Origin of the sequence: Acinetobacter gyllenbergii (assembly GCF_001682515.1) — a bacterium.
In the GTDB taxonomy this organism is placed as follows: Bacteria; Pseudomonadota; Gammaproteobacteria; order Pseudomonadales; family Moraxellaceae; genus Acinetobacter; species Acinetobacter gyllenbergii.
In genome coordinates this window covers 170,334-192,478 of the sequence record NZ_KV575263.1, presented here as the reverse complement: position 1 = coordinate 192,478, position 22,145 = coordinate 170,334, and the positions used below count along the sequence as shown (strand labels likewise).

General features: G+C 42.5%; 22 protein-coding genes and 1 tRNA gene. 10 read left to right on the top strand and 13 right to left on the bottom strand.

Features of this window, described 5'->3' with window-relative positions:
• Positions 1-189: 189 nt before the first annotated feature.
• The 4 genes from NG55_RS21265 to NG55_RS10015 all read left to right on the top strand — a co-directional run bounded on the left by NG55_RS21265 (position 190) and on the right by NG55_RS10015 (position 1,251).
• Positions 190-426, top strand: coding sequence for a hypothetical protein (locus NG55_RS21265; RefSeq protein WP_228704173.1), 237 nt, complete (start codon positions 190-192; stop codon positions 424-426).
• Positions 423-671, top strand: a complete 249-nt coding sequence (locus tag NG55_RS21260; protein WP_228704172.1) for a hypothetical protein — start codon at positions 423-425, stop codon at positions 669-671. Before NG55_RS21265 ends, NG55_RS21260 begins: the two co-directional genes overlap by 4 nt.
• Positions 672-748: 77 nt before the next feature.
• The gene (locus NG55_RS10020; protein ID WP_023271151.1) at positions 749-1,075 is read left to right on the top strand and encodes a gamma-glutamylcyclotransferase family protein; all 327 of its coding nucleotides are present in this window, start codon (positions 749-751) and stop codon (positions 1,073-1,075) included.
• Positions 1,076-1,175: 100 nt separating this feature from the next.
• Positions 1,176-1,251 (top strand) — tRNA-Thr (locus tag NG55_RS10015).
• Positions 1,252-1,260: 9 nt separating this feature from the next.
• Here NG55_RS10015 and NG55_RS10010 read toward each other — a convergent pair.
• The 4 genes from NG55_RS10010 to NG55_RS09995 all read right to left on the bottom strand — a co-directional run bounded on the left by NG55_RS10010 (position 1,261) and on the right by NG55_RS09995 (position 5,119).
• Positions 1,261-1,683: a GFA family protein gene (locus tag NG55_RS10010; protein ID WP_065343168.1), complete on the bottom strand. Its 423-nt coding sequence runs from the start codon at positions 1,681-1,683 to the stop codon at positions 1,261-1,263.
• Positions 1,684-1,690: 7 nt separating this feature from the next.
• Positions 1,691-2,518, bottom strand: a complete 828-nt coding sequence (locus tag NG55_RS10005; RefSeq protein ID WP_065343167.1) for an SAM-dependent methyltransferase — start codon at positions 2,516-2,518, stop codon at positions 1,691-1,693.
• 2 nt (positions 2,519-2,520) lie between these two features.
• Entirely contained in the window at positions 2,521-3,819 is a 1,299-nt protein-coding gene (locus tag NG55_RS10000) for an FAD-dependent oxidoreductase (RefSeq protein ID WP_065343166.1), read from the bottom strand.
• Between the two features lie 433 nt (positions 3,820-4,252).
• A complete protein-coding gene (locus tag NG55_RS09995; protein WP_016542679.1) occupies positions 4,253-5,119 on the bottom strand; it encodes a pirin family protein in 867 nt (288 codons plus the stop codon).
• 286 nt (positions 5,120-5,405) lie between these two features.
• On the opposite strand from NG55_RS09995, the gene ycaC reads away from it, so the two are divergent.
• Positions 5,406-6,032, top strand: a complete 627-nt coding sequence (ycaC, locus tag NG55_RS09990; RefSeq protein ID WP_016542678.1) for an isochorismate family cysteine hydrolase YcaC — start codon at positions 5,406-5,408, stop codon at positions 6,030-6,032.
• 69 nt (positions 6,033-6,101) lie between these two features.
• On the top strand, positions 6,102-7,028 hold the full coding sequence (locus tag NG55_RS09985) for a LysR substrate-binding domain-containing protein (protein ID WP_016660103.1): 927 nt from the start codon (positions 6,102-6,104) through the stop codon (positions 7,026-7,028).
• Between the two features lie 7 nt (positions 7,029-7,035).
• Here NG55_RS09985 and NG55_RS09980 read toward each other — a convergent pair whose 3' ends face one another.
• Positions 7,036-7,956 carry a LysR substrate-binding domain-containing protein gene (locus tag NG55_RS09980; RefSeq protein WP_065343341.1) on the bottom strand — a complete coding sequence of 307 codons (921 nt, stop codon included), beginning with the start codon at positions 7,954-7,956 and terminating at the stop codon, positions 7,036-7,038.
• A gap of 136 nt (positions 7,957-8,092) precedes the next feature.
• On the opposite strand from NG55_RS09980, the gene NG55_RS09975 reads away from it, so the two are divergent.
• Positions 8,093-8,770, top strand: a complete 678-nt coding sequence (locus NG55_RS09975) for a hydrolase (RefSeq protein ID WP_065343165.1) — start codon at positions 8,093-8,095, stop codon at positions 8,768-8,770.
• A gap of 65 nt (positions 8,771-8,835) precedes the next feature.
• Here the strand turns inward: NG55_RS09975 and ssb are convergent, their stop codons facing one another.
• The 3 genes from ssb to NG55_RS09960 form a co-directional block, all read right to left on the bottom strand.
• Complete coding sequence (gene ssb / locus NG55_RS09970) at positions 8,836-9,432, bottom strand: single-stranded DNA-binding protein (RefSeq protein ID WP_016542674.1); 597 nt, start codon at positions 9,430-9,432, stop codon at positions 8,836-8,838.
• Between the two features lie 51 nt (positions 9,433-9,483).
• Positions 9,484-10,848, bottom strand: coding sequence for an MFS transporter (locus NG55_RS09965; RefSeq protein ID WP_065343164.1), 1,365 nt, complete (start codon positions 10,846-10,848; stop codon positions 9,484-9,486).
• A 155-nt stretch (positions 10,849-11,003) separates the two neighbouring features.
• Positions 11,004-12,086, bottom strand: a complete 1,083-nt coding sequence (locus NG55_RS09960; RefSeq protein WP_004657231.1) for a DUF475 domain-containing protein — start codon at positions 12,084-12,086, stop codon at positions 11,004-11,006.
• Positions 12,087-12,258: 172 nt separating this feature from the next.
• Here NG55_RS09960 and tenA point away from each other — a divergent pair, with 172 nt between their 5' ends.
• Positions 12,259-12,933 (top strand): thiaminase II, encoded by a 675-nt coding sequence (tenA, locus tag NG55_RS09955; protein ID WP_016542672.1) that lies wholly within the window; start codon positions 12,259-12,261, stop codon positions 12,931-12,933.
• Positions 12,934-13,085: 152 nt separating this feature from the next.
• Here tenA and NG55_RS09950 read toward each other — a convergent pair whose 3' ends face one another.
• From NG55_RS09950 to NG55_RS09940, 3 genes are all read right to left on the bottom strand, one after another.
• Entirely contained in the window at positions 13,086-13,439 is a 354-nt protein-coding gene (locus tag NG55_RS09950; protein ID WP_016542671.1) for a DUF1304 domain-containing protein, read from the bottom strand.
• 66 nt (positions 13,440-13,505) lie between these two features.
• Positions 13,506-14,489 carry a zinc-binding dehydrogenase gene (locus NG55_RS09945; protein ID WP_065343163.1) on the bottom strand — a complete coding sequence of 328 codons (984 nt, stop codon included), beginning with the start codon at positions 14,487-14,489 and terminating at the stop codon, positions 13,506-13,508.
• Positions 14,490-14,492: 3 nt separating this feature from the next.
• On the bottom strand, positions 14,493-15,095 hold the full coding sequence (locus NG55_RS09940; RefSeq protein WP_065343162.1) for a TetR/AcrR family transcriptional regulator: 603 nt from the start codon (positions 15,093-15,095) through the stop codon (positions 14,493-14,495).
• 244 nt (positions 15,096-15,339) lie between these two features.
• Here NG55_RS09940 and uvrA point away from each other — a divergent pair, with 244 nt between their 5' ends.
• Entirely contained in the window at positions 15,340-18,171 is a 2,832-nt protein-coding gene (gene uvrA / locus NG55_RS09935; RefSeq protein WP_065343161.1) for an excinuclease ABC subunit UvrA, read from the top strand.
• 111 nt (positions 18,172-18,282) lie between these two features.
• Here uvrA and NG55_RS09930 read toward each other — a convergent pair whose 3' ends face one another.
• On the bottom strand, positions 18,283-20,004 hold the full coding sequence (locus NG55_RS09930; protein ID WP_065343160.1) for a GGDEF domain-containing protein: 1,722 nt from the start codon (positions 20,002-20,004) through the stop codon (positions 18,283-18,285).
• A 273-nt stretch (positions 20,005-20,277) separates the two neighbouring features.
• On the bottom strand, positions 20,278-20,730 hold the full coding sequence (gene gigD / locus NG55_RS09925) for an Lrp/AsnC family transcriptional regulator GigD (protein WP_065343159.1): 453 nt from the start codon (positions 20,728-20,730) through the stop codon (positions 20,278-20,280).
• A 147-nt stretch (positions 20,731-20,877) separates the two neighbouring features.
• Between gigD and kynU the strand changes: the two genes are divergently transcribed.
• Positions 20,878-22,128: a kynureninase gene (gene kynU / locus NG55_RS09920; protein WP_065343340.1), complete on the top strand. Its 1,251-nt coding sequence runs from the start codon at positions 20,878-20,880 to the stop codon at positions 22,126-22,128.
• Positions 22,129-22,145: the final 17 nt, after the last annotated feature.

The following is a 22,145-nucleotide window of genomic DNA, read 5'->3' as shown; positions in this document are numbered from 1 at the left end:
GTATCCATCAGGCTTCTTAATATGCTTGATACTAACTAATCTTTATTTTAAAGATCAACAATCAACCTAATATGGATATTAAACTGACCTATTATGTGTATTGTTTTAAATAATTTTTTTGGCATTCTTTTATTTGAAAAACGTAGAAAAATATGAATTCATCAAATTCAGTATAAAGGAAATTATGAAATGCAAATTTATGGAAGAGATACATTATCTACAGAAGAAATTTGGCAACTCTATCAGTTTATTATTCAAGCACCAGAATTATGGCGCCCTGAAACATTTAAAGAAGCTGCAAAGAAATGTGGTCTAAGTCGAGTTGCTGCTCGCAAAGGTTATTTCAGTTTTACAGGCAAAAAAATATTAAAGGGCAAGCTCATATTATCAATAACTTTGTCGAGGAGATCCGTTTTTTCATTGTGAATGAACCCAGAAATTTAACAGAAGAACTTTATAAAAAAGATCGCCATAAAGTTAAAAAGCTTGCTGCTGAATATTCAACCAAATTTAAGCAACAACTGGGAGAACCAAGAGTATCAAGCAATAATGATATTTTCGAATATAACGATCACCGCCTTAGAGTATTACCGAACAACCAAATTTGGGTGGTCATTTCTAAGCTTTCAATCCTTAAACAATTGCCAAATGACTGGTGGGCCGAGAAATAGAAAAATCATTTTCTCATCTGATACCCGCGCTTATCCATTTTTTGCTACTCTATTTGTTTTACTTTCTAGCTTTCACTATGCTCAGTTTATTTGTTTACGGCACATTAGGACCCAACCGCCCCAATGCCCATATCATGGAAAATATTGGTGGTACGTGGGCAGATGCACATGTATTTGGCACACTCAAACAACAAGGTTGGGGAGCTGAACTCGGCTTTCCGGGCATTGTGCTTGATCAAACAGATCAAAAGGTGTCTGGATTTGTGTTCTTCTCAGACAATCTAGAACAACACTGGCAAGCACTGGATGAATTCGAGGGTGCAGGCTATCAACGTGTCCCTGTTAAAGCACACTTAAGTACAGGTGAAGTGATTGATTCTTTTGTCTATGCACTCAATAGCTAAGCTGAAATTGGCGAAAATTCGACAATCCAATTAAATTTATCTGATTGCTCATTTTTTCGCTTGTTTTTTTAATTAGATTCTGTAGAATTCTCGCCACGTTGCCGGCATAGCTCAGTTGGTAGAGCAACTGACTTGTAATCAGTAGGTCCACAGTTCGAATCCGTGTGCCGGCACCATTTCTCGCTTTATTCTTGTTTCTTCCCCATCATTTTTTCAAAATGCGAAATATTCGGATTTAATAAATCCCATTCATTTGCATGACTCACAAAACATTCTGCTTGTGGTTGATACAAATTAGGATCATCCAGCGTTCCTGCACGGATTGAAATCATTTCGGGTACGAGTTCGGGTAGGCCAAACATTTGTGAGCCACAATTAGGGCAAAATGCACGGCGAATCGGCTTGCCTGATAAACCCAAAGATTCAAAATATTTTAATTCACCTTCAATTTTCAGTTCGGATTGATGAAAGAAGGCAATCGGCGCATAAGCACTGCCTGTAGCTTTCTGACAATCACGACAATGACAATTAAAACGATAACGTGGTGCAACCTCGGCCTGATAGCTCACTGCCCCACACAGGCATGAACCTTTATATTGATTTGGCATCTTGTTCTCACTTTTTTACTGCGCTGATTTGAATATAACGTACTAATTCATCTTGGTAGAGTTTTCGGCACAACTTGGCAGTCATGTTTATTTTGAGTTGGGCCAAATCAAAGGCAGATTTTTCATTTTTTTGTGTTTCGATATATTCAGCAAAACCATTCAATACAGGTTCGGAAAAATCCTGAATTTGAATTTCACCAAAACCATGCCGCGCTAAAGTCTGCGCAAGCTGCTGCTGATCCATCAATTGTTGCCAATTCACATCGGCACTTTTTAATAGATAGCGATATTTTTGTTTTTGTAGAGTAGAACACTGTAGCCAATTATCCGACCACATTAGCGTGTGAAATGCGATGCGACCTTTTGAATTCAAAACTGGAGATGTGGATTCAAGAAATGAATTCAAATCACTGTGATAAGCCGCATCTATACACAGCACCACATCAAATGAATTCAAAAGTCCGAGTGTTTTTAAATTCAAAAAAGATCCACAATGAATTTGAACCTGCGGTAATTGTTTTTGAATTCGTTTGACGCATTCGGGCTGTAACTCAACAGCACTAAGTTGTTGAATGTGATAATGCTGGAGCCAATGCAACAGACTGGCACCTTGTCCACAACCCAGATCTAAAACACGATCTGTAGATTTCAGTTGAATGGATTGTGCAATTTGATCAGCCAGACTTTGGCAGGCTTGTGGATAACTCTCATGTTGGCTTTGCCAAAAACCTAAATTACTCCAAGCAAGCCATGAATCATCACCAAGTCGTTTGGCATCAATCGCATATTTATGCCCAATGACTTTTTCGATCAACGCTTGCTTGAAGGTGGTCATGCTTAATAACCGAGTTCAGGCGCAACTTTAACTTTTGGTTTTAATCCAACAAAAGGTACGGCTGCACCTAAGATTTCAGAAATATGCATCGCTGATGTCACAGCAGATTCTAAAATTGGCAAGCCATCACATGACCATGAACCGCAATAAAACACTTTACGGTTTAAATCTAAATGACGTTGTTGAATTTGTTTATTCAAAGCCACGGTTTCCGAATCAACCACTGCGCGAGTGAGTTTGACTTTGGAAATCACTTTCTTTGGATCGATATCAATCACCGGACACCACGTCTGGAACACGGCATTTTTACCCACCAAGCTGGGTTCAATCGCATTAATCCACACGGTAAATTGCTGACGGGTAAATTTACGATCCATCATATAGCTCAATACCGCCCAATCTTTACGGCGTTGCGGCATCACAATTGGATCGGTGTGAATCACCAAATCACCCTGCTCAAAGCGGAATTTTTTCAGCAAGGCAATATCCTCAGCAAATTGTGGTTGCTTGAGAAAATCTTCAATTACTGGGGTTGGCGTCGCAATCACCACACGGTCAAATAATTGGCTTTCACCCTGTGCATTTTCCACCAAAACTTTTTCGCCCCGCTCTTCAACTTTTTGAACAGGCGAACCACTATGAATTTCAATGCCTTCAATCAAGCGATTGACCAGTGCAGGTGTTCCACCTTTCATTCGCAATAAGGCTTCACCTTCGGTCAACTGACGAATAAATTCCAATAAAGGTTTGGCTGGCCATTCTCCAATGGTTTTAGGATGGCAAGTACAAATGGTATACAGCACAGGCATCACCGTACCATGCCAAAACACTTCCTCAATATGATATTGATTCATGAATTCAGCTAGTGTGATGTCCTGATTCTCTGATTTAAAGAATTGATGTACCGCAGTTTTCAGTTGCAACATGCCTTTGACCAAGCGCCAACCATATTGCTGAATGCCTTTGCGGTTATTAATAATCGGGAAATTGCCGATACGGCTACGTGAAGTGGTGAGCCATGTATCGGTTTTATCTTCAAACAACCAACTGCAAGCCATAAAGGTACGGACAGGGAAAGTTTCGATACCTAAATAGCTGGCTAAACTTAAAGTATTTTGCCAAAGCTTTGGATTCATTACACGTAGCGGGGCATCAATAATGCCACCATCAAAATCAATACTATGACTATCCATGCCTCGCCCTGCGAGTGCTTCGAATATCGTTACCTTATGCCCTGCATCATGTAGGATTCTGGCTGAGGCAAGTCCTGCCATTCCACTGCCAATAATTGCAATATCCAAAATTATGTCCCATCAGTTGATGATTTTTCTTGATTATGACTGATAGTTAAGCGAAACACGGTATTAAAAAATACCAGATTCAGGGCTTCTGCCAGACTTTTGTCGTAATATCGTTGTTGATTTTTTGTTACATTTCATCACAAATTGCATTTCTATCTTAACATAATGAAAAAATTAAATTTATTACATTTTAGGCCACAAAAATATACAGAACATTCTATATTTTTTCATTTTCAGCACTTTACCGACTTCCCATTGCCCTAATTCAGTGCTATGTTTATTGAACAACAACGAGAATAAAGTCACATAACAAGCTGAATAATTATAAGTGACATAATATTAAAAAAATCAATAGAGGACCCTTACAGCGAAAGCCTATCACTCTAACGGAGTGATAGGCTTTCTTATATATGCAACTAATTTAGCTCAGCATTTAAGCTTCCATCGAACCAAATTTACCGCTATTGAAATCACGAACCGCATCCATGATTTCCGCTTTGCTGTTCATGACAAACGGCCCATAACCTTCAATCGGTTCATTCAGTGGCTGGCCTGTCAAGATCAGGAATTTACTGTCTTGTTCGGCCTTGATGCTAAAGTCAATTTCTTCACGGCTCAGTACCACCAAACTCGGTGCTTCTATGCTTTGGTTCTCATTTAAGATCACCTGACCAGAAAGCAAAACCAACAATGTGGTATGACCTTCAGTCGCATAAAAAGTATGTTCCTGATCTTTTACAATCATGCCATCCCAAACATTGACTGGGCTAAAAGTGGTTGCTGCACCAGCGGTGTCTTGATATTGACCTGCAATCACCCGCATTTCGCTACCCGCATCATCCAATTTAATGTGCTGAATTTGATCGGCTTCAATGGCTTGGTATTTTGCTGGCGTCATTTTCGAATGCGCTGGCAAATTAACCCACAACTGAACCATTTCAAACAAACCACCTTGATGGGCAAACTCAGGCGAATGAAACTCTTGATGCAAAATCCCACCACCTGCGGTCATCCACTGCACATCACCTGCTTTGATGGTTCCACCACCGCCACTCGAATCTTTATGGGTGACCTCACCTTGATAGGCAATGGTTACCGTTTCAAAGCCACGATGCGGATGCGAACCCACACCATGCTGAGCTGTGGTTGGATCAAATTGATACGGTGCAGCATAGTCCAAGAGTAGAAATGGACTAATGCTTTGACCTAAACGGTCATAAGAAAACAAGTTATAGACTGGAAAACCATCACCAACCCAGTGCATGTGTTTGTTTTGATACACACCAAGAATTCTTTTCATTCGCTTTCTCCTATAAGGTAGAAACTCTGTTCTTGAGGTCTATTTTACGCCTCCTCACACCGTGCTTATAGCCTCAGAATGACAACACATTATTCTACATATAGGACAATTTAAAATTAAAAACTGTATTGAACCCTAAACACTATCAATCATCCTATTTTTGATATTGTTTATCTCATTTTTTACGCTTCATCTACATGAAAAACTTAACTAGCATAATTTCAAGCACGACGGAAACTCACTGTCTTTTCCGTGTTCTTTTCTACAAAAACATGAGGATACAACCATGACTAAAGACTATATTCGCCTAGACAAAGACAACGCAGCCGTACTTTTGGTCGACCATCAAGCGGGGCTACTTTCATTGGTTCGGGATATTGATCCAGACAAATTTAAAAACAATGTCTTGGCATTGGCTGATGCTGCAAAATACTTCAACCTGCCGACAATTCTCACCACCAGCTTTGAAAATGGCCCAAATGGTCCATTGGTGCCAGAGCTGAAAGAACTGTTTCCCGATGCCCCTTATATCGCTCGTCCAGGCCAAATTAATGCCTGGGACAATGAAGACTTTGTCAAAGCAGTGAAAGCCACAGGTAAAAAACAATTGATTATCGCGGGTGTAGTGACTGAGGTCTGCGTGGCTTTCCCTGCTCTGTCTGCACTGGCAGAAGACTTTGAGGTATTTGTGATTACCGATGCTTCAGGAACATTCAATGCATTAACCCGTGATGCGGCGTGGGATCGTATGTCACAAGCAGGTGCGCAATTGATGACTTGGTTTGGGATGGCCTGTGAACTGCACCGTGACTGGCGCAATGACATCGAAGGCTTAGGTGCTTTATTCTCAAATCACATTCCTGATTATCGTAACTTGATGACCAGTTATTTCACCAATAGCTCAGAAAAATAAATAAAGCCCTCGGAAGATGAGAAGAGTTAATGCTATTCTCATCTTTTGTTATTTCGGATTCGCTTTGCCTTGATCAACTCATTTGATGACTTTCATTATTTCTATTTGGTGGTAAAACACGGCGGATTTAGTGCGGCCAGCGAAGCTGAGAATATCAGCAAATCTAAGCTTAGCCGTCGCATCATTGAACTTGAACATAAATTTAATGTCAGCCTGATCCAACGCACCACCCGTCATTTTAAAGTCACGGATTTAGGTCAAGAGTTTTATGAAGAATGCTGCAAAGTGATTGCTCAAGTCGAATGTGCCGAGAATGTCTTGCTCAAACAGAAAAATGAACCACAAGGCATGGTCAAAATCAGTTGCCCGCCGTTAATGATGCATTTCCAGATTCGGAAATTACTCAATCAGTTTTTAAAAGCCTATCCCAAAGTTGAAATCTCTTTAGAATTGACCAGCCGCCGTGTCGATGTGCTGCATGATGATATTGATATCGCGATCCGCACCAGTTTTGAACCGAATCAAGATTCCAGTTTAATTGTTCGCGATGTGATTCGTACTGAACATTGTTTGGTGGCTGCACCCGAGTTACTGCAAGACAGAACCATTCAACATTATTCAGAATTACAGCACTATCCAAGCGTAGCCCTAGGCATTCAAAAACATCAATATTATTGGCATTTATGTCATATCCACAGTGACGAAACTGTAGATATACCTTATCAACCACGAGTCAAAAGCAATGATTTGGCTGGGGTCTATTATGCGGTTCATGATGGTTTAGGTATTGCGGATTTACCTTATCTCACGGTGCAAGCCGATATTCAAAAAGGTAAACTGATTCACCTATTACCCGAATGGAAGTCCAATCGAGGTACCGTACAGCTGGTCTATGCCTCACGCAAAGGCCAACGTTTGGTGGTGGAAAAGCTGATTGAGACCCTGATGGAGGGCCTGAGAGAATTGGCAAAAACTGACAGTGGTTATTCTTTATAGTGCAGTATTAGTAAAGCACTGAATTGTGTTGTTTCAGTTCTGCAAATTTCTGTACCAGAAAATCAATCAATAATTTCATCGATGGCAATAATCCTCGTCTAGAGGTATAGACCAAATGAATCAGCTCAGGTTTAGGCTGCCATTGGGGTAATACATGAATCAAACGCCCTTGTTTAATGTCTTCAGCTACCATCAATTCTGGTAATTTTGCCACGCCCAAGCCTTGCAGCGTGGCTTCTCTAAGTGCAGTCAAATCCGTGGTGGTCAGTCGTGGATGACATTGGACTTTGAGTTCTTGCTGATCTTGAGAGAATAACTGCCAAGCATATTCAGGCGCAAAGGACTCCATCATCAACACAGGGAACTGCGTCAGTTGTTGTGGCTCATGGATTGAATAAAACTGATGTAACAGGTCTGGACTGGCAACAATCAATTGTCGTGCCAAGGCCAGTTCTCGCACAATCAATTCACTGTCGGCTAAGGGTAAAGGACGAATTCGTATCGCCAAATCAAAACGCTCATTGATTAAATCAACGCGGCGATTGGTGGCTTCGACATGCAGACTGATTTTGGGATATCGCTGCAAAAACTCATTCAGCATTGGACTAATATTGATATGCAATAAATTGGTCGGGCAAGACAGCTTGATCAATCCACGCGGTTCAGCGGTTAAAAATTCAATCGCTTCTTCGGCAGCTTCCGCTTCAATCAACATGGCCTTGCAATGCTGATAATAAATTTTACCCACCTCGGTAATCGACACCTGTCGGGTTGTTCGATTGATCAGCTTCACCCCAAGTCGATCTTCCAATTCGGCAATACGCCGGCTCAGTAAAGACTTGGTCACCATCAATTCTTGGCTGGCTGCTGAAAAACCACCGCAATCAATCACTTTCACAAAGAAATATAAGTCATTTAAATCTTTCATGTTATTTGCTCGACCCACCAATAATGACAACAATTGTTCTTTTGGCATGACAATATATCCTATATTAGATATTTTTCAGCCATCGTCATGCCTATATCATCAATTATACCCCCTAAGACAAGATGAGGATACAACAATGACAATGCCTGCAAACTTCAATGGTCAAGCACCTGTTATCGATGTCAATGATGCCGTGATACTTTTGATTGACCACCAAAGTGGTTTATTCCAAACCGTCGGCGATATGCCAATGCCTGAATTACGTCAACGCGCTGCAGCACTTGCCAAGATTGCCAGTTTGGCCAACATTCCTGTAATTACCACCGCTTCCGTACCACAAGGCCCCAATGGTCCATTAATTCCAGAAATCCATGCCAATGCCCCTCATGCCCAATATGTGGCACGTAAAGGTGAGATCAATGCATGGCACAACCAAGACTTTGTCAATGCAGTTAAAGCAACGGGTCGAAACACCCTGATTATTGCAGGAACCATTACCAGCGTGTGTATGGCTTTTCCAGCGATCAGTGCTGTTGCCGAAGGCTATAAAGTCTTTGCCGTGATTGATGCTTCTGGAACCTATAGCAAAATGGCAGAAGAAATTACCCTAGCTCGTGTGGTGCAAGCCGGTGTGGTGCCGATGGATACCGCAGCTGTGGCTTCTGAGATTCAACGCACGTGGAATCGTGATGATGCATTAGAATGGGCACAGGTTTATACCCAGATTTTCCCGGCTTATCAGCTTCTGATTGAAAGTTACAGCAAAGCTCAAGAAGTGGTGACTAACCACGAAACCTTGGACTCTGCGCGATAAAATCAACACCAAAAAAAAGGCATAGAACTGAGTTCTATGCCTTTTTTCATGCTGAACGCGAAGCGTTAAAACGGTAAATCGTCATCTAAATCCGCTGGCGCTGCCGCAGCAGGTTGAGGTGCTGCTTTTGGTGTATTAAAACCATTGCCTGCTTGTGGGCTACCTGCATAATTACCTTGCTGGTTGCCGCCATTAAAGCCGCCACCTTGGCCATAACCACCTTGGTTGTTGTTATTGTTATAGCCTGTATTTTGGTAACCACCGCCTTGGTTATTATTGTTGTTAAAACGAGGTTGGTTAAAGTCGCCACCGCTCTGCTCGCCTTGTTGACGGCTATCCAACATCTGCATTTGATCGCCACGAATTTCAGTGCTGTAACGCTCTTGACCATTTTGGTCTGTCCATTGACGGGTACGCAATGAACCTTCGATATACACTTTTGACCCTTTACGGAGATACTGTTGTGCAATTTCACCTAAACGGTTGTGCAACACGATACGGTGCCATTCTGTTTGCTCTTTACGCTCACCCGTACTTTTATCCATCCACGATTCACTGGTTGCAATCGAGAATTGAGTTAATGATCCACCATTTGGAAAAGTTTTAGTTTCTGGATCTTTACCTAAAGTACCTACTAAAATAACTTTATTCACACCACGCATTAGCTGTCTTCATCCTATATATTTCTATGTTTTACTTTATAAGAGTTATGATTAAATGGCTACCTCTTTGCCAATCAAGTGCGTTAAATCTTGTCGCCCAGCATCATCAATGCACTGTTTATCGACTTTAATATACGCAACTTGCTGTTCTGGCATCACCACGACTTCTTCAATACCACGAATCGCCAACAGTTTTGAAGTCCATTCATCTGTTTGTATTGCTTGAGGTAAAGGCAACACAATAGAAGACAAATATCTCGGCTGAGCCAGACCAAAACTAATTAGCAGCCATATTATAGCAATCCCCGTCAGCACACTCCACCCGAGCGCAGTATTCTGTAACATCAAAAGCTGACCACCCAAGGTTCCGCCAAAAAACGCTCCCAAAAACTGGCTGCTGGCATTGACGCCCATGGCAGTGGCTTTGGATTGGATCGGAGCTGCTTTGGATAACCAAGAGGGTAATAATGCTTCCATCACGTTAAATGCAATAAAGAATAAACCCAGTCCTGCCAACAATACATATTTAGACTCATAGCCAAAGATCAGAATCAGTAAACCACCAATAATCCCAGCAATGGCAGTGAGAAAAATGCCGCGCATTTTGCGATATTTTTCCGCAATGATAATGCTTGGGAAGGCAAAAAACAGGCTGATCACTAACAGAGGTAAATAGACTAAACCATGCTTTGCCAATGGAATTTGCGCGTACTCAATCAACTGTGAAGGCACATAAATAAACATGGCCGTCAGCAATAAATGTAGTGCAAACACCGACACATGCAAACGGTTCAACTCACCCATTTGGATGACTTGCTTGAGCTGATTCAAATAGCCTTGCTGATAATTTCGGTGGTGTCGCGTAACTTTAGGCACCAATAGCAACATCGAAATCGCAGCCAACCCCATAATGGTGGTGACAAAGAATAGACCTGATATACCGACCAAACTGGTCAGCCATGGCCCCAAACTAAAAGCAACAACGAAGGATAAGCCAATACTCATGCCCATCGCCGCCATAGCTTTGGTCCGTTGTTCTTCACGGGTGACATCGGCCAGTAATGCCATCACCACAGCCGAAACCGCACCTGCACCTGCAATCGCACGGCCAATAATCACCCCATAAATGGTGTCGGATAGACCCGCAATGGCACCGCCAATGGCAAATAACAATAAGCCGAGCACCACCAAAGGCTTCCGGCTGAAGCGATCGGCCAAGAGGCTAAATGGAATTTGTAAAATTGCTTGGGTTAAGCCATAGACCCCCACCGCGAGACCGATTAAGGCAGGTGTGGCATATTGATAGGATTGTCCTGCAACTGAAAATACAGGAATAATCATGAACAAGCCCAACATGCGTAAGGCAAAAATGCTACTTAAGGCAAAGGTTGAACGGCGTTCTAAAGCATTCATTATTGATAAGACACTATAACTGGCTCAGCGAATTATAAGCCATTCGCCTACAAAGGTTGTACGTAGATTATGAAAAACACAATCTTTCTGCAGAGAAAAAAATAAAGGAGCGATATTCGCTCCTTTATTTACACTAACTGATCAAGCTGAAAACAAGCTTAAGAAGCTTGCTGTTCTCGCTTGCTATACTGAATCGAAGCCAACACCGCCCACACAATAAAGGCCACCCCGATCAAACCCGTGACTACTTCAGGTACATGCAAGCCCGTACCACTTGCGATCATGATGAATGCCAGTGCACCAATCGCATAATGTGCGCCATGCTCTAAGTAGATATACGCATCCAAAGTGCCCTTTTCGACCAGATAAATGGTCATTGAACGGACAAAGATCGCACCAATCGCTAGACCGAGCATAATGATCACCACATCACTGGTAATCGCAAAGGCACCGATCACGCCATCAAAACTGAAGGATGCATCTAGCACTTCGAGGTAGAGGAAGCCACCAAAACCAGCTTTTACCACACCCGAAGCTGCGCCACTTGAATCATGGCCAATGGCATTGCCATTTTCATCAATCTCAGGCTCACCACCCAATAAATGACTCAAGACCTGCACCCCGATGTATACCACGATGCCCCAGATTCCTGCCATAGTCACAGCCAAGCGAGCAGACTCATCGACATTCGCCGCCATAATGATCATCGCGATCAAGGCCAAGAACACCGACATGGCCGGCACGTTGGCCAAATGGGCTAATTTCGCTTCCAACCATTTAAACCAATGGGTTTCTTTACCATCGTCAAAGAAGAAGTTTAAGAACACCATCAATAAGAAGGTCCCACCAAAAGCTGAAATTTCAGCATGATGCGCCATCAAACGCTCTGAATAGGTCTTCGGATCATTCAGGGCCATTTTGGCGACTTCAACCATGCCCATATCGGCAGTTACCGCGACAATCACCACAGGGAAGATTAAACGCATCCCAAATACGGCAATCAGGATACCCACCGTTAAGAAGATCATTTTCCAGAAATGATCCCAACCCCGCAGTACTGAGGCATTCACCACCGCATTGTCGAAAGAAAGAGACACTTCCATCACCGCTAGAATGGCAGTAATGGTCAGTGCTTTTAGCATGGTGGCAACACCCGCTTCAGGGCCATGCGTATAGCCCCAGTAGGCCGAAAGTGCTAAACACACAATCGTAAAAAATATTGAGAAACGGAAATGCTTCATGAGCAGCCTTTTATCCAAATGTAGAGTGATAAAAATGTGCTTATTGTAGGCGAGTTTTGACCCAAAAACAGAAAAGATTGTTGGACTTGTTTGGCAAAAAAAACCATCCCGACCAGACTCTGCTATAGTGCTGAAAAGATTTCTTTTATATGTACTTTCATAGGTTCATTCCATGACGTTTTCTCAAGATGTTTGGCAACGTAATCAAGATTTATATCAAAAAATATTAGCACTACCTTTTAATCAGGAGCTTGCAGCAGGCACACTCGATCGTTCAGCCTTTTGTCATTATGTGATTCAAGATGCGCATTACTTATTGGCCTATGGACGTGCCTTGGCTGTTGCTGCCGCTAAAGCCTATGAAGCTGATGATGTGATTCAATTTTCTGAAGCGGCTAAAATTGCCATTATTGTAGAACGAAGTTTACACAATGATTTTATGCAGGAATTTGATGTCAGCAAAACCGAGTTTGAAAACACACCACTAACACTGGCCTGCCATCATTACACATCTTTCCTGACAGCAACCGCATGGTCGGAAAGCTATCCTGTAATTTTAGCGGCCTTATTGCCATGCTTCTGGATTTATGCCGAAGTAGGTAAAGACATCGTCAGTCAATCGGTTGCCAACAATCCCTATCAAGCATGGATCGATACCTATGCAGGGGAAGAATTTAATACCGCGGTGCGTAATGTGATTGCGACGGTTGATAAAGTCGCTGCACGGTGTGATGAGGATACCTTAGCCAAGATGCATGCGGCTTATCGCATGGGTGCAAAACTGGAATGGTTATTCTGGGACAGTGCCTATCAACAACGTCAATGGTTAGGACTCGATCAAGCCTAAGTATCAGTTTAGTCGTATTTTCTCCAGACATAAAAAAGCCCCAATTAAGGGGCTTAGTCGTATATCGTATCGTCCGATATACTGTATGAGGCTCATCTCAAACTGAGCGCATTAAAACATAAATAGGCTCAAATGCCTATATCAATTTTCGATTAAAAAACATTCACTACTATTAAAGCAATCAATGCAGGCACCGCCTGAATGTAGATAATCTTTTTACTCGCAGTCAGACCCCCATAAATCCCGGCAATCAACACACAGCCTAAAAAGAAGTTGGCAATCGCCGTTGCATAGTCGGCAGGTGCCAGTAATGACCAAAATAAACCTGCGGCAAGGAAACCATTATACAGCCCCTGATTTTGTGCCAATACTTTGGTCAGTTGTGCTTTTTCCAGACTATTGCCAAAGGCCTTTAAACCATAGGGCTTGTCCCACAAAAACATTTCCAGTACCAAGATATAAACGTGCAATACTGCAATTAACCCGATCAATACTTGTCCCAACATGCGATTTTTTCCTTTTTATTGTGTTTGAATTTAATTGGATCAGTCGCAAAACTGACCCCTTATTTTTTACAATGATGGTGTTAACAACACTTTACCCTGACGCGCACCTTGAGTTGCTTTCAACGCGGCAGTATTAATCTGGTCAAAACTGAATACACCTTCAACTGGTAAAATTAGTTTTTTCTGCGTCGCCAATGTAATCAGTTCTACAAACAAAGCCTTTTTACGTTCCACTGGCATTTCTTTATTGACCACACTGGCCCAGAACCCTTTAACCGTGGCTTGTTTAAAAATCAGATCGCCCGATGAGATCTGCATGGTCTCGCCAGTCATACTGCCAAATGAAACCAACAGACTATTTTCACTGAGTAAACTCAACATTTCCCCGCTGGCGCTGCCACCAATTGAATCCACCCCAGCAATTAAGGGCTGATCTGTATGTATGGCTTTGACTTGTTGTTTCCAATCTGGCTGATCCGTCGCCACGATGTGCTGAATCCCCAAAGCCTGCATTTCTGCTATCGCATCAGTACGGCGAACTAAATTAATGACGTGTAGTCCACGCGCTTGGGCAATCATCGCAACGGTTTTACCCACTGCACCATTGGCCGTATTTTGAATCAACCATTGGCCTGCTTGTAGATTAACAAAATCAAGTAGCATCAAGGCACTGATTGGCATGCCGATCAGTTGAGCTGCCGTTTCATTGTCGATTGCATCATTTAACGGAATGATGCTTTGTGCAGGTGCAATAAAATATTCTGCCCAACTGCCATGTACGCCAGCAACCGCAACACGATGTCCTAATTTACTTGCATCAACACCTTCACCTACTGCATCGACGATACCTACCGCTTCGCTGCCACCAATGGCAGGGAGCGTTGGCTTATAGCCATAGCTACCACGTACGGTCCAAACATCATGGTTATGCATAGGAGACATGATGGTTTTAATGCGAACTTCACCTGCTTTAGGTTCAGGCTGTGGCATTTCTGCCAGCTGCAATACCTCTACAGGTTCACCAAAACTGTGATGAATAATACTTTGCATGGTTTATTCCTTAATCGGCTGTAACAGCTGTTGTGTGGTTTCTAAAGCTAAATGTAGCGGTGCTTTGTCTTGCGCTAACTTGGTCATCAGGGCCGCACCCAGCCACAATTGATACAACACCTGAGCGGTTTTAAGTGGGTCAAGATGGGCAGGAATCGAGCCTTGTTGTTGCCCTTCTTGTAATAACAAGGCCACACGTTGCGTCAATCGATGCACACCAAGGTTGAGAATTTGACGCATGTCGTCGGACAAATCAGCAACCTCTGCTGCTAATTTCACAATCAGACAATTCTCTGCCCAGCTGCCATAAACAGGATCATCGATCCATGCCTGCCATAACGCCATCAAACGTGCATGCGCACTTTGTTCGGTATGTTGCCAGAGCTGTTCGACACGGACTTTATAATCCGCCATATATTGTTCGAGCAAAGCACAGCCAAATGCTTCTTTAGAAGCAAAATAATGGTAGAACGACCCTTTCGGGACATCACAGGCTTTGAGAATTTCTTGCAAGCCAACACCGACAAAACCCTTACGTAATACCAATTCAAAGCTGGTATCGAGAATATGTTGTCGCGTGGCTTCACTTTTATTTGATCGTTTCATGCACACACTATAAATCAATATTAGACCAGTCGTCTAGTAAATTATGTATTTTAATAAGTGATCAATTTTTACATGGTAATCTGCGGCATTGAATGCTAAAAATACGAGGCGCATCGCGTGAGATAAATGTGAACCAGTTCATTAACCGTCACAATTTGTCGTTTTAATTATTTTTATACCACTTGAACGATTTTAAATCGCTATCATATACCTGTTTTCATATTCAGCTTATTGAGATGTATTTATGAGTCAAAGTCATATCCGTATTCGAGGCGCACGTACCCATAATTTAAAAAATGTGTCACTCGATATTCCACGTGACAAGTTTGTGGTGATTACGGGACTTTCTGGCTCAGGTAAATCATCCTTGGCCTTTGATACCTTGTATGCCGAAGGTCAACGTCGTTATGTCGAATCACTTTCGGCTTATGCGCGTCAATTCCTGTCACAAATGGAAAAACCAGAAGTCGACTCGATTGAAGGTTTATCCCCTGCAATTGCGATTGAGCAAAAGTCGACCAGCCATAACCCACGTTCAACCGTGGGTACCATTACCGAAATTTATGACTATTTACGTTTGCTCTATGCGCGCGTAGGTACACCCTACTGCCCTGAACATGATTTGCCGATGGTGGCACAAACCATTTCAGAAATGGTCGATGCAGTCAAAAGCCTTGAAGAAGGCACTGCCTTGATGTTGCTTGCGCCTGTGGTGCGCGAGCGTAAAGGCGAATACACCCAACTGTTTGAACAGCTGCAAGGCCAAGGCTTTGTGCGTGCCCGTGTCGATGGTGAAATCATTGATATTGATACTCCACCTGAACTGGACAAAAAGAAAAAACATACCATTGAAGTGGTAGTCGATCGCTTTAAAGTACGTGATGATCTGGGTAACCGTATTGCAGAATCATTTGAGACCGCACTGCGTCTAGGCGGCGATATTGCGGTGTTATCGTGGATGAATGGCGAACATCCTGAACGTGTGTTTTCAGCTAAACACTCCTGCCCTGAGTGTGACCGTGCCGTGGCTGAACTTGAACCACGTCTATTCTCATTCAACAACCCATTCGGCGCTTGCCCTGTCTGCGATGGTTTGGGAACGCGTAGCCATTTCAGTGCTGATAAACTGATTCCGAATCCAGAAGTATCCATTAGCCAAGGGGCGATTCGCGGCTGGGACAGACAGCGTCCGTATTACTACACCATGCTGCAAAAAGTCGCGGATCATTTCAATATTGACCTCGACCAACCGTGGAACACACTGGATAAAGACACGCAGAAAAAGTTCTTACAAGGCTCAGGCAAAGAGAAAATCGATCTGAGTTATATTGATGAACGTGGTCGTAAACACAGTCGTGTGCAAGCCTTTGAAGGGATTTTGCCGCATTTAGAACGTCGCTACCGCGAAACTGAATCGAATTATGTGCGTGATGATCTGGCGCAATATCTGTCGAATGCGGCTTGTGATGCTTGCGGCGGTTCACGTCTGAATGAAATCTCTCGCCATGTGCGGGTCAAAGACAAGACCATTGCCCAAATCACCAAAATGTCGATTGGCGATGCTGAACACTATTATCAAGACCTGAACCTTGAAGGGGCCAAGGGTGAAATCGCCGATAAAATCTTTAAAGAGATTCGTGAACGCTTACACTTCTTAGTTAGTGTTGGCCTGAATTACCTCAGCTTGGCACGTTCAGCTGAAACCCTTTCAGGCGGTGAAGCGCAACGTATCCGTTTAGCCTCACAGATCGGTGCAGGTTTAATGGGCGTGATGTATGTACTGGATGAACCGTCAATTGGTCTACATCAACGTGATAATGATCGTCTACTGCAAACCCTGATTCGTTTACGTGATCTCGGCAATACCGTGTTGGTGGTTGAGCATGATGAAGATGCAATTCGTGCGGCTGACCATATTATTGATATCGGTCCAGGTGCGGGGATTCATGGCGGTGCGGTGATTGCTGAAGGCACTTATGATGAATTGGCCAATCATGCGGACTCGCTCACAGGCCAATACCTGTCAGGCAAGCTCAAAATTGAAGTACCGAAACAACGTACCGTCTCACCGCGTCCAGATGAAGTTATCAAATTGTCTGGCGCTAGCGGGCATAACTTGCAGAATGTTGACCTGACCATCCCATTGGGCATCATGACCTGTGTCACAGGAGTTTCAGGTTCAGGGAAATCAACGCTGATTAACCGTACCTTATTGCCTTTAGCTGCGACTCAACTCAATGGTGCGACTACCCTGACTGCGGAAAAATTTGATTCAATCGATGGTTTACAGCATTTAGATAAAGTGGTCGATATTGACCAAAGTCCAATTGGTCGTACCCCTCGTTCAAATCCAGCAACTTATACGGGTTTATTCACACCGATTCGTGAGTTATTCGCACAAACCCCTGAAGCCAAAGCCCGTGGTTATAGTGCAGGTCGTTTCTCGTTTAACGTGAAAGGTGGCCGTTGTGAAGCCTGTGAAGGCGATGGCATGATCAAGGTCGCGATGCACTTCTTGCCTGATATGTATGTGCCATGTGATGCCTGCCATGGCAAGCGTTATAACCGTGAAACTTTAGAAGTCGGTTATAAAGGCAAAAACATTTCTGATGTACTGGAAATGACGGTAGAAGATGCAGCTGAATTCTTTAGCGCCATTCCGGTGATTCATCGTCGTTTAGATACCTTAACCCAAGTCGGACTCGGCTATATTCGCTTAGGGCAAGCCGCAACCACGCTTTCTGGTGGTGAAGCACAACGGGTCAAACTGGCACGTGAGTTGGCAAAACGCGATACAGGTCGAACCTTATATATCTTGGATGAACCGACCACAGGTCTGCATTTCCACGATATTGCCAAGTTACTCGACATTTTGTATGAGCTCCGCAATAAGGGCAATACCATCGTGGTGATTGAGCATAATCTGGATGTGATCAAAACTGCCGATTGGGTGATTGATCTTGGCCCTGAAGGTGGTTCGGGTGGTGGTCAGATTATTGCTGAAGGGACACCAGAACACGTGGCGCAAGTTGAAATTTCACATACTGGTCGTTTCTTAAAACCAATGTTGAAATAATATTCCCATTCAATAAATGTTAATGTTCTCAAGCAGGATGACGTATTGCAATTTCATCCTGCTTTTCATTTTTTATGAAAGGTGCTTGAATAAATCCAGCCTCTGTTCCCATCAAGTCTCTACGATATTCTTCCCTTTCGCTTTTGCCTTGAGCAAGGACTGATCCGCTTTTTCCAACAGCTCCAACCAACTTTTGGCGCCAATCGCCACACCGATACTGACCGAAACATGAAGCGACGCCGCTACATTCGGCACGACAATCGTTTCTTTTAAAATAGCCGCGCGGATACTTTCTGCAACCACTTTGGCAGCGCCCATCTGGATATTTTCAATCACCACCAAGAACTCATCACCGCCATAACGCACAATTAAATCCGAGGCCCGCACATTATGTTTTAGTTGATCAGCAATCATGCTAATCACCTGATCCCCGACAATATGCCCATACTGGTCATTCACGAACTTAAAATTATCAATATCAATTGCAATCACGCAGGTCTGTGACAAAGATTCAGGTTTGGATTCCAACATTTGAATATATTCATCCAAAGCCAAGCGATTGGCGACTCCGGTTAACACATCGGTATTCGCAATTTGTTTAAGTTGCAGTTCCATTTGATCACGCTGTGTCAACATGACTTTGAGTTTATCAATCGCCTCAAACAAGGAGAAAAATTCGCCTTTCCGCTTGTTTTCCGCAGGCAGCTCATCAGACGTTCCCGAAAGGCGTAAAATCATATTACGCGCATGAATTAATGGACTAAACACCCTTCGCTTGGCGTAGATCATGGTAAAAATAGCGATCAATAAAGATAGGCTAGAAATAATTAAAGTAAAAATAAACTGCCGCTTTGCGAATTTATTTTCATTCACTGCAACTTGGATGCTGTAATCCAGAATATAGTTTTGCAAATCCATTACCGTGGTAAATTTCCCCACCATTCGTTCTGTCAGCTCCGTACCCGACAGAAAATACGCCTGGTTATTCTTGCTTTCATCAAGCAGCTTCGCCACGATCGGCAAGCCTTTATCTAAAAATTCGGTTTTCACACGGCGATATAAACGCACATATTCAGGCGTCTTTGACTGTTCCGGCTGAATCGTGTCAATTAATTCCCAGAGATAAATGGCTTGATGTTGAGTCTGTAACGAGCGCGCTCGGTTCTCATCTGAAATTTTCTCATCAAAGGTCACAGGCGCCATAATATTAGATGCCACCCGCCCTGCCTGATCACGCATATCCGTGAGCACCAGAATTGCCGTAAAGTAATTCGACATCTTGCTATTCTTGCTGTTGGAACGTACCAATAACCACGTTAAAAAATCACGGCTTTCATCCCAGACACTAAACATCGATAAAATTGCATGATCATACTGTTTCGATGTTCGCTCAGCATGGGGTGTATTGGCATAGGCATCAACAATACCGCGCGCTTTGGATAATTTAACTTTTAAATCTGTTTCCAATTCATAGGCAATTAGCCTAAAACCGTTTTGCTTTAAGATCGCAATGGTGTCATCAATTTCTGCATCAACAATTTTACGGTACTCGAATAACTCCTTTTGATTTTCTAACAGCACCTCAGGCTGACTCGACATCAATTTATTGGCAGGAGCTCGTTCTCTGGAAATTTTATTGGATGTTTTGACTAAGGCGCGCAGACAGGTAATTTCTGTGAGGGTCTGGTCAGATTTTATATATTCTTGGTAACTATTGATAATTAAAGGAATGGAAAGATAAAAAATCGAAAAGATAATGACAATCATGCAGAAAAAGAGGCGACGGCTAATTTGCTCAGATCGTAATTTCGAGCTTTTTAATTTACGCCCCATTCACACACCTTGCACTTTTCAAGAACGATCTCAATTGATTTTTAAACAGAGATTAATTTTACCCGAATTCTAAATCGCACTACCACGCTTAAACCGAGGTTTTTGGTTACATTAATTGCGATGCAATGGATTAAATCATTATTTTAAGATCAATGTTATTTGTTAAAACCAAAAGTGAGAATGATTTTTATTTAAATTAAATTAACTAAGTAATTTATCTTATTAAAATAAATTTTTTGAAATCCAACCCAATTCGCCATATCCTCCTGTCAGTTAGAGCAGTTTTTTCTGAATTACCTTATCTAAGATGATCTTAGAATTAATACTCATAATGCCTTTAATCTTATTCAATTTATTAATAATGAATTGTGAAAACGCATTCAGGTCTTTGGTTGCGACATGCAGCACATAGTTGGACTCACCTGTAATCACATAAGCATTGACAACTTCTTCAAAGCCATCAATCTGCTTTAAGAAAAAATTATGATCAGTTTCAGTAAGTTGAATTAATTTTATTTCAACAATTGCCTCAATTTTAATACCCAGTTTTTCATAATTGAGCTTGGCTTGGTACTTCTCGATAATGCCATTGCTTTCCAAAAGCTTGACTCGTCGATGACAGGCGGAGGGGGAAAGATTCACCAGATCGGCCAATTCCTGATTACTCAGGCGTGCATCATTTTGCAAGAAATTTAGAATTTTCAGATCAATCGCATCAATATTCATATTCGGAAATTATTCTAATAATTTAAATATTATTGAAATCATATCCTAATTTTCAATTTTATCTACTGATTTTATCGGATAAAAAACAAAAATTGCAGTGATAAAATTTAACAGTGAAATTCAATGAATAAAGGGATGAAATTCAATATGGTGACACATGAACAATGTCTGTATTGGGATAAACAAGACGAGCTCGGCACATTTAAAAATCAATTTTCCTTGCCTAACAATGTGATTTATCTAGACGGTAACTCTTTAGGTGCAAGACCGAAGCAATCTTTAAATTATGCGCAGCATATTATTCAACAAGAATGGGGTGAAGATCTCATTAACAGTTGGAATAAAGCAGATTGGTGGGGCTTACCGACCCGTTTAGGCGATAAAGTCGGGCAACTGATCGGGGCCAATGCTGGCGAAACTGTGATTTCTGATTCGACCACCTTAAATTTATTCAAGGTATTATCGGCCGCAGTTAAAATTCAGGCTGAAAAATATCCACAGCGAAAAATTATTGTCGCGGAAAAAGACGCTTTCCCCACCGATATTTATATTATCGAAGGCTTCATTGACTTGATCAATCAAGGCTATCAGGTCGAATTGATTGAGGGTGTGGCAGGTTTAAGCGAAATTTTAACGACTGATGTCGCTGTTGTGGTGCTGTCTCATGTCAATTATCGCACTGGTTATTTCTATGATATGGCCGCAATTAATCAGCAAATCCATGCCCATAATGCCTTAATCATCTGGGATTTATGTCACTCTGTTGGCGCTGTACCCATCGACCTCAATCAAACTCACAGTGATTTTGCCATTGGCTGTACCTATAAATATCTCAACGGTGGTCCAGGCTCACCTGCGCTGCTCTGGGTCAACCCTAAACATCGGGATCAGTTCTGGCAACCACTTTCTGGCTGGTGGGGACATCAAAAGCCTTTCGCCATGGCTCAGCATTATCAGCCAGCCAACAATATTCGCCGTTATCTGTGTGGCACTCAGCCGATTATTTCCATGAGCCTGATCGAATGTGGGGTGGATATTTTCCTGCAAGCCAACATGCAGAAAATTCGTGAGAAATCGCTTAAATTGACTGACCTATTTATTGCGCTGGTTGATCAAGAATGTGCTGAGTATGGTTTCGAGCTGATCACCCCAATAGCGCATCAATATCGCGGCAGCCATGTCAGCTATCAACATCCGCATGGCTATGAAATTATTCAGGCACTGATTGCCCGTGGCGTAATCGGAGACTATCGTGAACCTGAAGTCTTACGCTTTGGTATCACCCCACTGTATCTTGGATTTGAAGATATCTGGCATGCGGTGCAACATCTCAAAGCCATCATGCAGCATCAAGAATGGAACAATGAAAGCTACCTGGTACGGGGGGAAGTGACCTAAGTCGTCACTTTCGGATT

What these genes read in the sequence shown, in the direction of transcription:
- NG55_RS21265 (WP_228704173.1), top strand. Translation starts at nt 190, where the DNA reads ATGCAAATTTATGGAAGAGATACATTATCTACAGAAGAAATTTGGCAA.
- NG55_RS10020 (WP_023271151.1), top strand. Translation starts at nt 749, where the DNA reads ATGCTCAGTTTATTTGTTTACGGCACATTAGGACCCAACCGCCCCAAT.
- NG55_RS10010 (WP_065343168.1), bottom strand. Translation starts at nt 1,683, where the DNA reads ATGCCAAATCAATATAAAGGTTCATGCCTGTGTGGGGCAGTGAGCTAT.
- NG55_RS10005 (WP_065343167.1), bottom strand. Translation starts at nt 2,518, where the DNA reads ATGACCACCTTCAAGCAAGCGTTGATCGAAAAAGTCATTGGGCATAAA.
- NG55_RS09995 (WP_016542679.1), bottom strand. Translation starts at nt 5,119, where the DNA reads ATGAAAAGAATTCTTGGTGTGTATCAAAACAAACACATGCACTGGGTT.
- ycaC (WP_016542678.1), top strand. Translation starts at nt 5,406, where the DNA reads ATGACTAAAGACTATATTCGCCTAGACAAAGACAACGCAGCCGTACTT.
- NG55_RS09980 (WP_065343341.1), bottom strand. Translation starts at nt 7,956, where the DNA reads ATGAAAGATTTAAATGACTTATATTTCTTTGTGAAAGTGATTGATTGC.
- NG55_RS09975 (WP_065343165.1), top strand. Translation starts at nt 8,093, where the DNA reads ATGACAATGCCTGCAAACTTCAATGGTCAAGCACCTGTTATCGATGTC.
- ssb (WP_016542674.1), bottom strand. Translation starts at nt 9,432, where the DNA reads ATGCGTGGTGTGAATAAAGTTATTTTAGTAGGTACTTTAGGTAAAGAT.
- NG55_RS09960 (WP_004657231.1), bottom strand. Translation starts at nt 12,086, where the DNA reads ATGAAGCATTTCCGTTTCTCAATATTTTTTACGATTGTGTGTTTAGCA.
- tenA (WP_016542672.1), top strand. Translation starts at nt 12,259, where the DNA reads ATGACGTTTTCTCAAGATGTTTGGCAACGTAATCAAGATTTATATCAA.
- NG55_RS09950 (WP_016542671.1), bottom strand. Translation starts at nt 13,439, where the DNA reads ATGTTGGGACAAGTATTGATCGGGTTAATTGCAGTATTGCACGTTTAT.
- NG55_RS09945 (WP_065343163.1), bottom strand. Translation starts at nt 14,489, where the DNA reads ATGCAAAGTATTATTCATCACAGTTTTGGTGAACCTGTAGAGGTATTG.
- NG55_RS09940 (WP_065343162.1), bottom strand. Translation starts at nt 15,095, where the DNA reads ATGAAACGATCAAATAAAAGTGAAGCCACGCGACAACATATTCTCGAT.
- uvrA (WP_065343161.1), top strand. Translation starts at nt 15,340, where the DNA reads ATGAGTCAAAGTCATATCCGTATTCGAGGCGCACGTACCCATAATTTA.
- NG55_RS09930 (WP_065343160.1), bottom strand. Translation starts at nt 20,004, where the DNA reads ATGGGGCGTAAATTAAAAAGCTCGAAATTACGATCTGAGCAAATTAGC.
- gigD (WP_065343159.1), bottom strand. Translation starts at nt 20,730, where the DNA reads ATGAATATTGATGCGATTGATCTGAAAATTCTAAATTTCTTGCAAAAT.
- kynU (WP_065343340.1), top strand. Translation starts at nt 20,878, where the DNA reads ATGGTGACACATGAACAATGTCTGTATTGGGATAAACAAGACGAGCTC.